Source organism: Streptomyces sp. NBC_00704, from assembly GCF_036226605.1.
In the GTDB taxonomy this organism is placed as follows: Bacteria; Actinomycetota; Actinomycetes; order Streptomycetales; family Streptomycetaceae; genus Streptomyces.
Genome location: NZ_CP109000.1, coordinates 6,901,946 through 6,914,731 on the forward strand (window position 1 = coordinate 6,901,946; position 12,786 = coordinate 6,914,731).

Genomic DNA, 12,786 nt, shown 5'->3' on the forward strand with positions numbered 1-12,786 from the left:
CGTCATGCCCGCGAAGGGTAAGCACCGCCGTCCCAAGGCCCAGCGTCTCACCCGCTCCATAGCCGTCGCCGGAACGGGCGGAGCCGCACTCGCCCTGCCGCTGATGGGCGCCTCCGGCGCTCACGCGGCCACCCCCGGGTCGGTCGCCCAGACGTCCGCGCAGTCCGTCACGCAGACGGCCCCGGAAAAGGCCGTCCAGGCCGTCCAGGCCGCCGGGACGACCCGCAAGACCGCCACCGCGAAGACGTACACCGTGCGGTCCGGCGACTACCTCTCGAAGATCGCGGACGAGCAGAACGTCAGCGGCGGCTGGCAGCGGCTCTACCGCGACAACCGCGCGGTCGTCGGCGACGACCCGTCGCTGATCCACCCCGGCCTCCGGCTGTCGATCGGCAAGAAGGCCGCCTCCGGCGCCCACCAGCCGTCCGGCTCGTCGTCCTCCCGGTCCGCGTCCCCCAAGTCGCCGTCCGCGTCGGGTTCGTCGAAGGCTTCGCAGTCCTCCGCGTCGAAGACGTCGGCCTCCTCCCCGAAGACGACCCAGGCCGCCGAGAGCAGCGCCGGCGGTTACGTCCTGCCGGTGTCCGGGGCCGCCATCGGCACCCCGTACCACCAGTCGGGCAGCATGTGGTCCAGCGGCTACCACACGGGTGCGGACTTCGTCGTCCCCACCGGCACCACCCTGAAGGCCGTGGGCGCGGGCACCGTCGTGTCCGCGGGCTGGGGCGGCGCGTACGGCAACCAGGTCGTCATCAGGCTCGCCGACGGCTACTACGCCCAGTACGCCCACCTCTCCCAGCTCTCGGTCTCGGCCGGCCAGACCGTGACCGCGGGCCAGCAGGTCGGCCTCTCCGGGGCGACCGGCAACGTCACCGGTCCGCACCTGCACTTCGAGATCCGCACCACGCCGGACTACGGCTCCGACGTGGACCCGATCGCCTACCTGCGCGCGCACGGCGTCTCCGTCGGCTGACCCCCCGGCCACCCCGCCTGACACGCAGCCGAAGGCCGGGCCCCCACCGATCGAAGGATCCGGGGCCCGGCCTTCGGGCTGTCCGCACGCCACCGGTCCCGCACCGCACGGAGCCGTCTGCGGACCAACGACGTCCCGGCGTGATCGCTTATTCCCTGATTGGCAAACTCTTTAGGAGTGGCTTATCTCACCGACCGTCAACCCCTGCCTACGGTCGCGTAAGTCACATTCGAAGGTGAATCATGAACTGCTGTGGCAGACGATTCGAAGAGTGACAACAGATCAGTGATCGGGTCGTACGTGGCGGTGGGGGACAGCTTCACCGAGGGCGTAGGCGACCCGGGCCCGGACGGGGCCTTCGTCGGCTGGGCGGACCGGTTCGCGGTCCTCCTCGCGGACCGGCGGCCCGAGGGCGACTTCGACTACACCAACCTCGCGGTCCGCGGGAAGCTGCTCGACCAGATCATGGAGGACCAGCTCCCCAGGGCCGTGGAACTCGCCCCGGACCTGGTCTCCTTCTGCGCGGGCGGCAACGACATCCTCCGTCCCGGCACCGACCCGGACGAGGTCGCCGAGCGCTTCGAGCGCGCGATCTCGGCCCTGAGCGCCGTCGCCGGCACCGTCATGGTGACCACCGGCTTCGACACCCGTGGCGTCCCCGTGCTCAAGCACCTGCGCGGCAAGATCGCCACGTACAACGGACATGTGCGCGCCGTCGCCGACCGCTACGGCTGTCCGGTGCTCGACCTGTGGTCCCTGAAGTCCGTGCAGGACCGCAGGGCCTGGGACGGCGACCGGCTGCACCTCTCCCCGGAGGGGCACACGCGCGTGGCGCTGCGCGCCGGCCAGGTCCTGGGCCTGGAGGTGCCGGCCGACCCGGAGCAGCCCTGGCCGGTGCTCCCGCCGCGCGGCACCCTCGAGGTGCGGCGCGACGACGTCCACTGGGCGCGCGAGTACCTCGTGCCGTGGATCGGCCGCCGGCTGCGCGGGGAGTCCTCCGGCGACCACGTGGTCGCCAAGGGCGCGCTGAAGCCGGACGACATCAGGATGCGGATCTCCGCCGTCGCCTGACGGGCGCGGGCGGAGGGGCCGGCCCCACCCGGCGGGCACGCGCCGAGCCGGTGCGGCCCGAGCGGGTGGGCCCGAACCGGTGTGGTCCGAGCGGGTGCGGCGGGCCGCCGGCCTCAGGCGGCCGGCCGCTCCACCAGTGAGGTGACCGGACGGGAGTGGCGTCCCCGCGCGCGGAGGGGCGGGTGCTGGGATGACCGCACCCGCCTCCCTGCTGACGTCCGACACCCCCGAGGACCGGTCCCGCATGCCTCTTTCCCGTCGCTCCGTCGCCGCGGCCGTCGTCTGTCTGCTCGCCGTCGGCGTCCCGGCGCTCGGCGCGGCGCCGGTGCTCGCGCTGCCCGCCCGCCCGGCGGCCGCACCCCGGCCCGCGCAAGCCGAGCCCACGCCCGTCCCCGAGCCCGCTCCGGCCCCCGAGTCCGCTCCGGCCCCCGAGTCCGCTCCGGCCCCCGAGTCCGCTCCGGCCCCCGAGTCCGCTCCGGCCCCCGAGCCCACTCCTGTTCCCGCGCCGGATCCCGCTTCCTCCGTGCCCGCGCCCGCGACCGTGACGGTGACCGGGGAGGGCAGCGCGAGCGCGCCGCCCGACCTCGCGGTCGTCGGGGCCGGGGTCGAGACCTCCGCCAAGACCTCGCAGTCCGCCCTGGACGCGCAGAACCAGGCCGCCGCCGCGCTGCTGGCAGCCGTCCGCGCCCAGGGCGTCGCCGAGCGGGACATCCACACGCGGAGCGTCACCCTCACCCCCCTGCACGACTACACGGACGGCGCCCCCCGGTTGACGGGCTATCAGGCGGCCCAGTCCTTCACGGTGACGGTCCGCGAGGTGGTGCGGACCGGCGCGGTCCTTCAGGCAGTCACCGACGCGGCCGGCGCCGCGGCCCGCGTCGACTCCGTCGTCTTCGACGTCTCCGACCCCGCTCCGCTACAGGCCCGCGCCCGAGAGGCCGCGCACGCCGACGCCCACGCCAAGGCGGAGCAGTACGCCCGCCTCAGCGGCCGCCACCTGGGCGCGCTGGTCTCCCTCAGCGAGGACGCCTCGAGCTACCCGCGCCCCGTGCCGCCGTCCGGGGAGACCTCCGGCGCCGGCACCGGCGCCGTGCCGGTCGCACCCGGTGAGATCCGGGCCGGGGCCACGGTGACGGCGGTCTACGCCCTCGACTGACCGGCCGCTCAGCGCGTCGAGACGTCCGACGCCCCCGGGGGCAGGCCCAGTTCACGGTCGAGCGCCTCGTCGACCCACTCCTGCGCCCGCGCGCGGGACACCGCGCCGTCGTAGGACGTCACCTGCACGGCGAGCCCGTCCAGCAGGGCCGTCAGGCGCAGGGCCGAGCCCGCCGGGTCCGGGCACGGGAACTCGCCCGCCGCCACGCCCTCGGCGATCACCTCGACGAGGGCGGCCTTCCACTCCTGGTCCAGCCCCCGGGCCACCTCCCGCAACGCCGGTTCGCGCAGCGACACGGCCCAGCCCTCGATCCACAGCCGCCAGCCCTTGGCCTGCCCCGTCGGCGCGTACCAGCGCACGGCCGCGCGCAGCCGGCGCAGCGCCGTCGTCCGCCGGCCGACCAGCCTGCGCAGCTGCGCCAGGTCGTCCTGGGCGGCATGGGCGAACGCCTCGGCGACGAGCCGCTCCTTGGTCGAGAAGTGGTAGAGCACCAGGGCGTTGCTCACACCGAGCGCCGCGGCGACGTCGGCGATCCTGACCGCCGCCACGCCCCGCGCCTCGATCTGCTCGATGGCCGCCCGCAGCAGCTCCTCGCGCCGCTCGGCCACACTCAACCGGACCCTCGCCACCCGGACACCCTAGTCCGTGGCCCCGGACGGGAGGGAGGCGGCTTCGCGGCATAGTGACGCCGCAGCCGCACGCCGCACGCGAACTCCCCGTGGCGGGGACCGGTGACGCGGAACCCGACGCGCGCGGCCGTCTCAGTCCCGGCGCCGTGCACCGGAGCCGTACGTGCCGGAGCCGTAGGTGCCGGAGTGGTACGTGCCGGAGCCGTACGTGCCGGAGTGGTACGTGCCGGAGTGGTACGTGCCGGAGTGGTACGTGCCGAAGCGGTGTGTGATGACCGGCAGGCGTTGCTCGGCGATCGCGTGCGCGGCGGCGCGTGGCGTCGTCCCGTCGGCCTCCGCGCGCGTGAGCACCAGTTCCACCAGGGCGCGCAGGGAACGGCGGGTGTGCGCGAAGGCCTCCTGCGCGTCCGCGCCGATGTCGCCGAAGAGCGTCCACCACCACCAGGCGTTGGTGCCGGAGTTGACGACGACGTCCGGCAGCACGCTCACCCCGCGCGCGTGCAGCAGTTTCTCCGCCTGCGGGGTGACGGGCATGTTGGCCGCCTCGGCGATCCACCGCACACAGGCGCCGATCCGCTCCTGCTCCTCGACCCCGATCGCGTTCGACACGGCGGCCGGGACGAGCACCTCGGCCTCCGCCGACAGCCAGGCGTCGTCCGGCAGTTCGCGGTCGCCGGGCCGCAGGGCGCCACGGTCCACGGCGCCGTGGGCGTCCCGTGCGGCGAGCAGCGCCTCGACGTCGAGCCCCGCCGGGTTGGCGACGGTGCCCTTGACGTCGGCGACGGCCACCACGGTCAGGCCCGCGCGCGTGAGGAAGCGGGCGGTGGCGCCGCCCATGGTGCCGAAGCCCTGGAGCGCGACGCGGGCGCCGGTGTGGGCCGCCCCGGCCCTGTCCAGGGCGGTCAGCACGGACTCGGCGACCCCGCAGCCGCCGACCAGCTCGTCCAGGCCGATGCCGTCGACCTCGACGGCGAAGGCGGCCGCCAGCCGGGCCCGGGCGGCGTCCTCGTCGTCGAGCAGCGGGTGCACCGCCTGCACGCAGGACACCAGCCCCACCTCCGCGACGGCACGGTCCACCAGGTCCTGGCTCAGTCCCAGGTCCTCACCGGTGGTCCAGCAGCTCTCCACGTACGGCCGCATCGCCCGCAGGTAGCGCACCAGCAGCCCGTAGGCCTCCGGGTCGCGGGGGTCGCAGTCGATGCCGCCCTTGGCGCCGCCCAGCGGGACGTAGCGCGCCGCGGGGTCGTAGTGCAGGGCCTCCTTGAGGCTCATGCCGCGGGCGAGTCCGGCGACCTCGTCCAGGGTGCAGCCCGCCCGCATGCGCAGGCCGCCGCTGCAGACGCCGCGCACGAGCCGGTCGACGACCAGGAAGCCCCGGCGGCCGGTGAGGTGGTCGGTCCAGGTGAGGGACAGGAAGGGGGAGGTCACTCGGGCTCCTCGACCGGGGCGTCAACTGAACGGTGGGTCAGTATCGGGAGCGGTGGCGAGGCCTGTCAACGCGCTGTCGCGGGGGGCGACCATAATGGAACGCCTCAGCGACTCCACCTGGAGGTACCGTGTCCGGTTTCCGTTCCCTGAGCTCCGGGCTCCGCGCTCTGCAGCCCGAGGCCTTCGGTGCGGATCCCCGCGGTGAGCGCCTCGCGCGCATCCGCAGATCGCCGCACTACAAGGACGGGGTCTTCGTGAACCCCGGCGGCCCGGCGCGGACCCGCCCCTCGGGCTCGGCCCTCGACTTCGCCAAGGTCTTCTTCGACAAGGAGCAGCGCCCCCGCCGCTCCCCGGCGGGCACCGTGCCCGTGCACGCCACCACCCTGGCCGACCTCGCCAAGCCGCCCGCCACCGGGCTCAGGGTGACCTGGATGGGCCACTCCAGCGTGCTGGCGGAGATCGACGGGCAGCGCGTGCTGTTCGACCCGGTCTGGGGGGAGCGCTGCTCGCCGTTCCCGTTCGCCGGTCCCAGGCGCCTGCATCCGGCCCCGCTTCCGCTCGCGGCGCTGGGCCCGGTCGACGTCGTCGTCATCTCGCACGACCACTACGACCATCTGGACCTGCCCACGATCAAGGCGCTGGCCGGCACGGACACCCTGTTCGCCGTGCCGCTGGGCGTCGGCGCCCATCTGGAGCACTGGGGGGTGTCCGCCGACCGGCTGCGCGAGCTGGACTGGCACGAGGAGACGAAGGTCGGCGGTCTCACCCTGACGGCCACTCCGGCCCGCCACTTCTGCGGCCGCGGCCTGCGCAACACCCAGCACACCCTGTGGGCATCCTGGGTTGTCGCGGGCGAGGAGCACCGGGTCTTCCACAGCGGCGACACCGGCTACTTCGACGGCTTCCGGGAGATCGGGGCCGCCCACGGCCCGTTCGACGCGACGATGATCCAGATCGGCGCCTACTCGGACTTCTGGCCCGACATCCACATGACGCCCGAGGAGAGCATGCGGGCCCATCTCGATCTGCAGGGCGGGCCCGGCGGGGTGATGCTGCCCATCCACTGGGCCACCTTCAATCTCGCCACCCACGCGTGGACCGACCCGGGGGAGGGCACGCTGGCCGCCGGCCGGGCCGTGGGGGCGAGGGTCGCCCTGCCGCGCCCGGGCGAGCCGTTCGAGCCCGGCGGCGAGGCTGTTCCGGACGAGCCCTGGTGGCGTGGCGCCGCCCGTGCGCCGGTCGGCGGTTGGCGGTCGCTGGACGAGACGACGGCCGAGGCCAAAGCCGATACCGACAGTGACGAACCGAAGGGCGCCGTCGAGGGCGGTGAAGCGCCGGAGGCGGTCCCGGCCGGCTGACCCGGGACAGGCGGACGTTCGGCACCGGAAACCGTGCGGGCCGGGGAGCGAGCAGCTCCCCGGCCCGCACGGTCGTTTGTGACCGTCCCTGACCAGCCCTGATCGGATTCGTTCCTCGTTGTGCCCGTGACCCCGCGGGTTTATCGGTCTGCCGTGCGAAGCCTCATACCAGAGCGGGACGCTGTGTGCGGGACTTCGTCAACTGCCCACCGCACATGATGGGTTGCCAACTACTGTGAGTCGCCGTCGCGCATACCGGGCCGTATTCCCCGGCGCTCGCGACCGACGGCTCTTCCGACCGACGACCCGGCTCGACGGACCAGTACGAGGACACCGATGTCTCACCTCCGCGCACCCGCCGCACGAGCAGACCGCCGTGAGGGCGGGCGGCACGGGCGGCCGGCCCCCCGCACCGCACCGGCGCCGGCCGAGACACCCATACGGCCCCAGCTGCTGCGGCTCGCCGTGCTCCCCCCGACCGCGGTCGCCCTCAGCGCCTGCGCGGTCGTCCTGTTCACCGTGCGCTCCTCCGGCGTCCGGCCCGGACCGGTCCTGTGGGCGGTCCTCGCCGGCGGGGTCGCGGTGACCGGCGTCGGCCTCGTGATCGCCGCCGTGGCGGCGGACCGCGCCGCCCGCTCCGTCGCCGACCGCGTCGCGGCGCTGCGCCGCAGCAGCGCGCGCGGCGAGGCCGAACTGCTCGGCGTCGTCGAAACGCTGCGTCGCGGCGAGGCCCCGCCGCCGCGCAGGACGCGCGGCGGACCGCCCGGCGACGCCGACGACTTCGAGCTGCTCGCCGCCGATCTGTCCCGCGCCCACGACGGGGCCGTCGCCGCCGTCGTGCAGGCCGCCCAGCTGTCCAGCCAGACCGGCAGCGAACAGAAACTGGAGGTGTTCGTCAACCTCGCGCGACGCCTCCAGTCCCTGGTGCACCGCGAGATCTCGATCCTCGACGAGCTGGAGAACGAGATCGAGGACCCCGACCTGCTCAAGGGCCTCTTCCACGTCGACCATCTCGCCACCCGGATCCGCCGCCACGCGGAGAACCTCGCCGTCCTCGGCGGGGCCGTCTCGCGCCGGCAGTGGAGCCACCCGGTCTCGATGACCGAGGTGCTGCGCTCCGCGATCGCCGAGGTCGAGCAGTACTCGCGGGTCAAGCTCGTGCCCCCCGTCGACGGCGAACTGCGCGGCCACGCCGTCGCCGACGTCATCCACCTGCTCGCCGAACTCGTCGAGAACGCCACGGTGTTCTCCGCCCCGCACACCCAGGTGCTGCTGCGGGCCAACCTCGTCACCTCGGGGCTGGCCGTCGAGGTCGAGGACCGCGGCCTCGGCATGCCCGCCGAGGAGGCGAGCCGGATGAACGCCCTGCTCGCCGACCCCGACCAGGTCAACGTCGGCCGCCTGCTCGCCGACGGCCGGATCGGGCTGTTCGTCGTCTCCCAGCTCGCCCGGCGGCACGGCATCCGGGTCCGGTTGCAGTGCAACATCTACGGCGGCGTCCAGGCCGTCCTCGTCGTCCCGCAGGCGCTGCTGGGCTCCGGGCCGGGCCTCCCCGGCTCCGTCTCCCGGGGCCCGGACAGCGACGGCGCCGGCCGGCCCCTCGTGCCCGCCCCGAGCCCCCTCGCCGCCGCCCCCGGCCGGCCCACCCTGCCGCCGGCCCCGCGCCACTCGGCGCCCGGCGCCGGGTCGCCCGTGACGGTCGGCGGGGCCCGCACCCCCGACCCGGCGCGCCGGTCCCTCCCCAGGCACGCCGGCGCGGGCCGCCACGAGGCCCCGGCACACCGGGCCCCGGGCGACCTGCCCGCACCGGGCGCCCGCCGGCGGGCCGGGGACACCGACGGCGCGGGCCTGCCCCAGGCCGCGACGAGCGCGGAGGCGACGCCGGCGCGGGCCCGGGACGCCAGCGACGGCGCCGGCCGCCCGTACGCCGCCGGGCAGTTGCCGCCGGCCGTTCCGCCCGGCCCCTCCGCCGGACCGCCGCACCCCCGCGACACCGCCGGCCCCCGCCTCCCGTCCGCCTCCGACGCAGCCTCCCCCTCCGCGGCCGCGTCGTCGGCTTCCTCGTCCGCCCGCCCCTCCCTCCCGCCGCAGGGACCCGGCGCCTCCGCCGGCGGAGCGCCGCCGCCCCTGCCCTCGCGGGCACAGGGCGGTCCCGGCCCCGCCGAGCCCGGCGGCCGGCCCGCGCCGCTGCCCGTGCGCGGCGCGCGCGAGACCCGGCCCAACCCGGCCGAGGCCGCCCCCGGCATCCGGAAGGACGACCGGCCAGTCGTCGAGGAACACGCGGGTCTCGCGCCCACCCCGCGCGTCGGCCCGGTGCGGGGCACCATGGGCAAGCCCCAGCTGCCCCGCCGCCGGGCCCAGGAACACCTCGTGCCCCAGCTGCGCGGCGGCCCCGTCCCGCGCCCGGACACCGAACAGCCCGCCGGTCACGACCCCGGCCTGATGGCGGCCTTCCAGCGGGGCTTCGGCCTGGCCGAGGCCCAGCAGAGCCTGGAGGCGGACGTCGTGGAGGCGTCCCCGCACCCCGTCACCGACGACCCGCAGGACCCGGTGCGACCGCCGTCCCCCTCCTTCCCGGCCCCGGCCCCGGCCCCGGCCTCGTTCACCTCGTCGCAGTCGCAGTCGCAGTCGCAGTCGCAGTCGCAGTCACACTCACAGCCGACGTCGCCGTCGTCCTCGTGGTCCCTCGACCCGGCGCCCTTCTTCCCGTCCGAGCCCTCGGCCGCCTCGGCCCCCTCGGCCCCCTCGGAGTACTCCCAGCACTCGGCACCGTCAGGTCCGTCGCAGCCCGGCCTCGCGGGCGGGGACGACGCCGGCGCGGCCGTTCCGGAGGGCGCACGGCCGCCGGCGCCCCTGCCGCCGCTGCGCCCGCTGCCGACCCGGGCCGACGCCGGGCCGCCGTCGCACCCGGCCGGGATATCCGCCCCACGCCCCGCGCACCCGGCCGCGCCCTCCGAGGCGTACGGCTCCCGCGAGGCACCGGACCAGCCCGGCCCCGGCCGGACCACCGCCCGGCACGACGGGAGCGCACCAGCCGGATGACCACCGCCAGCGTCACCACCCCCATGGCCACTCTCATGACCGCCCCCACCCCCACCCCCAGCGCTCCCGCAGACCTTCGTACCCCAAGGAGTCGATCCACCATGGCGAGCGATGCGCCGACCGGCCAGGTATCCGATCTCGACTGGCTGATGAGCGGCCTCGTGCAGCGCGTACCGCACACCTCGAGCGCGGTGCTGCTCTCCTGCGACGGACTCGTGAAGTCGGTCCACGGCCTGGACCCCGACAGCGCCGACCACATGGCCGCGCTGGCCTCCGGCCTGTACTCCCTCGGCCGCAGCGCCGGCGTCCGGTTCGGCGACGGCGGGGACGTGCGGCAGGTCGTCGTCGAACTGGACTCGACGCTGCTGTTCGTCACCACTGCCGGGTCCGGCACGTGCCTCGCGGTGCTCGCCGGGCGCGAGGCCGACGCCGCCGTGCTCGGCTACGAGATGTCGATGCTGGTCAAGAGCGTCCGGCCGTATCTGATGACCGCACCCCGGCAGCACGCCGAACCGTCGGTGACGGGACCTTGAGCGTGGCGGCGGCCGGCGACGGGCCCTGGCTCGACGACGCGGCCGGACGGCTGGTGCGCCCGTTCACGGTCAGCAACGGCCGGACCAGGCCCAGCGTCGCCCTCGATCTCATGTCGCAGGTGAGGGCCACAGGGGCGACCCCCCTCGGCTATCTCGGCCCCGAGCACGCGCAGGCGCTCGACCTGACCCGCGCGCCCGTGTCGGTCGCCGAGATCGCGGCCCATCTGAGGCTGCCGGCGGCGGTCACCAAGGTGCTGCTGTCCGACCTCCTCGACTGCGGGGCGCTGACCACCAAGCCCCCCGAGTACCACCACACCCCCACCGACCGGGCCCTACTGGAGGCAGTGCTCGATGGACTACGACGACAGCTCTGACCGCGACGCATACGACAGGTACGGCGACAGCCGCGCCTACGGAGGCCCCGACGACACCGGACCCGACCCGTTCCCCACCGCCCTGAAGATCCTGGTCGCGGGCGGCTTCGGGGTGGGCAAGACGACCTTCGTCGGCGCCGTGAGCGAGATCGCGCCGCTCAGCACGGAGGAGCTGCTCACCACCGTCAGCGCCGCCACCGACAACCTCGACGGCATCGAGAACAAGGTCGAGACGACCGTCGCCATGGACTTCGGCCGCATCACCCTCGACCCCCGGCACGTCCTCTACCTGTTCGGCACCCCCGGCCAGGAACGGTTCTGGTTCATGTGGGACGAGCTGTCCGAGGGCGCGCTCGGCGCGGTCATCCTCGCGGACACCCGCCGGCTGGAGGAGTGCTTCGCCGCCGTCGACTTCTTCGAGGAGCGCGGACTCGCCTTCATCATCGCCGTCAACGAGTTCGACGGATCCCACCGCTACGACCCCGAGGAGGTGCGCGCCGCCATCGACCTGGACCCGTCCGTCCCCGTCGTGCGCTGCGACGCGCGGATCTCCGCCTCCGGCGTCCAGACCCTGCTCACCCTCGTCAAGCACCTCATCGCCCACGCGCCGGCCGCACCCCAGCCGAGCCGCGGCGCCCACATGTGACGCCCGCACCCCACGCCCCCGGAGCCGCAAATGACGTACGTCCACAGCGACGGAGCCCGGCCATGAGCTACGACCCGCCGCGTCCGGCAGGTCGTCTGCTGCTCACGCCGGAGGACAAGGAGGCTCCCGCCCGGGCGCGCCGGCTGCGCAGACTCGGCCTCGGGGAATGGCCGGAGGCCGCCCTGGACGCCTTCGCCGACCGTCTCGCCGAGGTGACCGGAGCGCCCTACGCCATGGTCAACTTCCTCGACGAGGAGCGGCAGTTCTTCGCCGGGCTGCACACCCCGCAGGGCGGCCGGGCCGCCCGGGGCGGCAAGCCCGAGATGGGCCGCCGGCTGCCCCGCCAGTACGGCTACTGCCCGCATGTCGTGGTGCGGCGCAAGGCGCTGGTCCTGGAGGACGTGGCCGACTACCCGCGCTTCGCGGGCAACCCGGTCGTCGACGAGTACGGCATCCGCAGCTACCTGGGCGCCCCGCTGATCGACTCGACCGGCATGGCGCTGGGCACGGTGTGCGTCGCCGACCTCACCCCCCGGCCCTGGGGCCGGGCGGGCCTGGAGACCATCAAGGCGACGGCCGCCGACCTCGCGGGACAGCTTCAGCGCCGGGAGCGCGAGAGGGCCGCGCCGTGAGGGCCTGCGGGCGGACCGGGAGGCGTCAGAGGGCCCGCCACATGTTGTCGAAGCCCGCGTCCTCGACGGACCGCCGCCGCCGTACGGCCTCCAGTTCGGCCAGCGCCTCGCCGGCGGACGCCAGCACGGTCACGACCGCCTCCTCCAGCGGCCCCGGGAACCCTTCGGCGGGCTCCTCGCGCAGGCCGACGGCCGTGGCCAGCGTGGCGAGGACCGGCTCGTCCGACGCCCAGCGCGCGGCCGCGCGCCGCCGCGCCGGAGAGTCGACCGGCAGCGGCGCGGACCGGGCGGCGAGCAGCCGGCCGCGCCCGCGGGCGACGAGTCCGTCCGCCGCCAGCCGGGCGGCGTAGGCGGCCGCCAGGTCGCGGCCCCGGCGCCACAGCCAGTCCTCCAGCGACTCGTAGGGCTCCGTCCGCACGAACGAGGCCTCGGCGGCGGCCAGCAGCGGGTCCTGCGGCGGCGTCGGCGGGCCGGGCACGACGAGGTCGCCGTCGAGGACGAACGACCCCGCCCGGACCAGGTCGACGGCCTCCGCGCCCGCGAGGGCGAGCGACAGGTCGCCCTGCCCGACGTCGCGCACGGGCGGCACGTCCAACGCGACGATCATCAGATCCCGTGCTGTCGTCATCGGGGGCTCCCCATCGGTCGGCCGCAGGTCGCAGCGAGGTCGCTCCGGCGGGCCCGGCGCTCAGCCGGTCGGCCCGGTGCGGGTTGCGGTCAAGGGTGGCACGGCCCACCGTGGTGTGCGAGAAGCCCGTCCGGCCGGCGGGGTCGCCCGTGTGAAGCAGAGCTGTGGCGGCTCGTGTGAAGCAGAGCTGTGGCGGCGCTTAAGAAAAGCTCGATGGACCCGGCCGGGCCCAGTGCGGCAGATTGCTCGGCGAATCCACCCGTCTTCCCGGATGCGGGGCCCTTCGGCCTGCTCGCGCCCGGGCCCTCACCACAGGAGC

General features: G+C 75.2%; 12 protein-coding genes. 9 read left to right on the plus strand and 3 right to left on the minus strand.

The window, feature by feature from the left end:
- Nucleotides 1-4 precede the first annotated feature (4 nt).
- The 3 genes from OG802_RS29950 to OG802_RS29960 all read left to right on the plus strand — a co-directional run bounded on the left by OG802_RS29950 (nucleotide 5) and on the right by OG802_RS29960 (nucleotide 3,197).
- The gene (locus OG802_RS29950) at nucleotides 5-970 is read left to right on the plus strand and encodes a M23 family metallopeptidase (RefSeq protein ID WP_329415484.1); all 966 of its coding nucleotides are present in this window, start codon (nucleotides 5-7) and stop codon (nucleotides 968-970) included.
- A gap of 285 nt (nucleotides 971-1,255) precedes the next feature.
- Nucleotides 1,256-2,041: an SGNH/GDSL hydrolase family protein gene (locus OG802_RS29955; RefSeq protein ID WP_329415487.1), complete on the plus strand. Its 786-nt coding sequence runs from the start codon at nucleotides 1,256-1,258 to the stop codon at nucleotides 2,039-2,041.
- A gap of 190 nt (nucleotides 2,042-2,231) precedes the next feature.
- A complete protein-coding gene (locus OG802_RS29960) occupies nucleotides 2,232-3,197 on the plus strand; it encodes an SIMPL domain-containing protein (protein WP_329415489.1) in 966 nt (321 codons plus the stop codon).
- A gap of 8 nt (nucleotides 3,198-3,205) precedes the next feature.
- On the opposite strand, the gene OG802_RS29965 is transcribed toward OG802_RS29960, so the two are convergent.
- Nucleotides 3,206-3,826, minus strand: coding sequence for a TetR/AcrR family transcriptional regulator (locus OG802_RS29965; RefSeq protein WP_329415491.1), 621 nt, complete (start codon nucleotides 3,824-3,826; stop codon nucleotides 3,206-3,208).
- A 132-nt stretch (nucleotides 3,827-3,958) separates the two neighbouring features.
- Nucleotides 3,959-5,254 carry a Glu/Leu/Phe/Val dehydrogenase dimerization domain-containing protein gene (locus OG802_RS29970; RefSeq protein WP_329415493.1) on the minus strand — a complete coding sequence of 432 codons (1,296 nt, stop codon included), beginning with the start codon at nucleotides 5,252-5,254 and terminating at the stop codon, nucleotides 3,959-3,961.
- A gap of 128 nt (nucleotides 5,255-5,382) precedes the next feature.
- Here OG802_RS29970 and OG802_RS29975 point away from each other — a divergent pair, with 128 nt between their 5' ends.
- From OG802_RS29975 to OG802_RS30000, 6 genes are all read left to right on the plus strand, one after another.
- Nucleotides 5,383-6,612, plus strand: coding sequence for an MBL fold metallo-hydrolase (locus OG802_RS29975; RefSeq protein WP_329415494.1), 1,230 nt, complete (start codon nucleotides 5,383-5,385; stop codon nucleotides 6,610-6,612).
- Between the two features lie 465 nt (nucleotides 6,613-7,077).
- A complete protein-coding gene (locus OG802_RS29980; protein ID WP_443055400.1) occupies nucleotides 7,078-9,654 on the plus strand; it encodes an ATP-binding protein in 2,577 nt (858 codons plus the stop codon).
- 101 nt (nucleotides 9,655-9,755) lie between these two features.
- Nucleotides 9,756-10,187, plus strand: coding sequence for a roadblock/LC7 domain-containing protein (locus OG802_RS29985; RefSeq protein WP_329415498.1), 432 nt, complete (start codon nucleotides 9,756-9,758; stop codon nucleotides 10,185-10,187).
- Nucleotides 10,188-10,189: 2 nt separating this feature from the next.
- The gene (locus tag OG802_RS29990) at nucleotides 10,190-10,561 is read left to right on the plus strand and encodes a DUF742 domain-containing protein (RefSeq protein ID WP_256915420.1); all 372 of its coding nucleotides are present in this window, start codon (nucleotides 10,190-10,192) and stop codon (nucleotides 10,559-10,561) included.
- Nucleotides 10,539-11,207 carry a GTP-binding protein gene (locus OG802_RS29995; RefSeq protein WP_329415501.1) on the plus strand — a complete coding sequence of 223 codons (669 nt, stop codon included), beginning with the start codon at nucleotides 10,539-10,541 and terminating at the stop codon, nucleotides 11,205-11,207. Before OG802_RS29990 ends, OG802_RS29995 begins: the two co-directional genes overlap by 23 nt.
- Nucleotides 11,208-11,269: 62 nt before the next feature.
- On the plus strand, nucleotides 11,270-11,839 hold the full coding sequence (locus OG802_RS30000; RefSeq protein WP_329415503.1) for a GAF domain-containing protein: 570 nt from the start codon (nucleotides 11,270-11,272) through the stop codon (nucleotides 11,837-11,839).
- Between the two features lie 25 nt (nucleotides 11,840-11,864).
- On the opposite strand, the gene OG802_RS30005 is transcribed toward OG802_RS30000, so the two are convergent.
- Complete coding sequence (locus tag OG802_RS30005) at nucleotides 11,865-12,467, minus strand: GPP34 family phosphoprotein (RefSeq protein ID WP_329415505.1); 603 nt, start codon at nucleotides 12,465-12,467, stop codon at nucleotides 11,865-11,867.
- Between the last annotated feature and the right edge of the window lie 319 nt (nucleotides 12,468-12,786).

Bases quoted from the DNA above. Each gene is read 5' to 3' on its own strand.
- OG802_RS29950 (WP_329415484.1), top strand. From the start codon at position 5: ATGCCCGCGAAGGGTAAGCACCGCCGTCCCAAGGCCCAGCGTCTCACC.
- OG802_RS29985 (WP_329415498.1), top strand. From the start codon at position 9,756: ATGGCGAGCGATGCGCCGACCGGCCAGGTATCCGATCTCGACTGGCTG.
- OG802_RS29960 (WP_329415489.1), top strand. From the start codon at position 2,232: ATGACCGCACCCGCCTCCCTGCTGACGTCCGACACCCCCGAGGACCGG.
- OG802_RS30000 (WP_329415503.1), top strand. From the start codon at position 11,270: ATGAGCTACGACCCGCCGCGTCCGGCAGGTCGTCTGCTGCTCACGCCG.
- OG802_RS29995 (WP_329415501.1), top strand. From the start codon at position 10,539: ATGGACTACGACGACAGCTCTGACCGCGACGCATACGACAGGTACGGC.
- OG802_RS30005 (WP_329415505.1), bottom strand. From the start codon at position 12,467: ATGACGACAGCACGGGATCTGATGATCGTCGCGTTGGACGTGCCGCCC.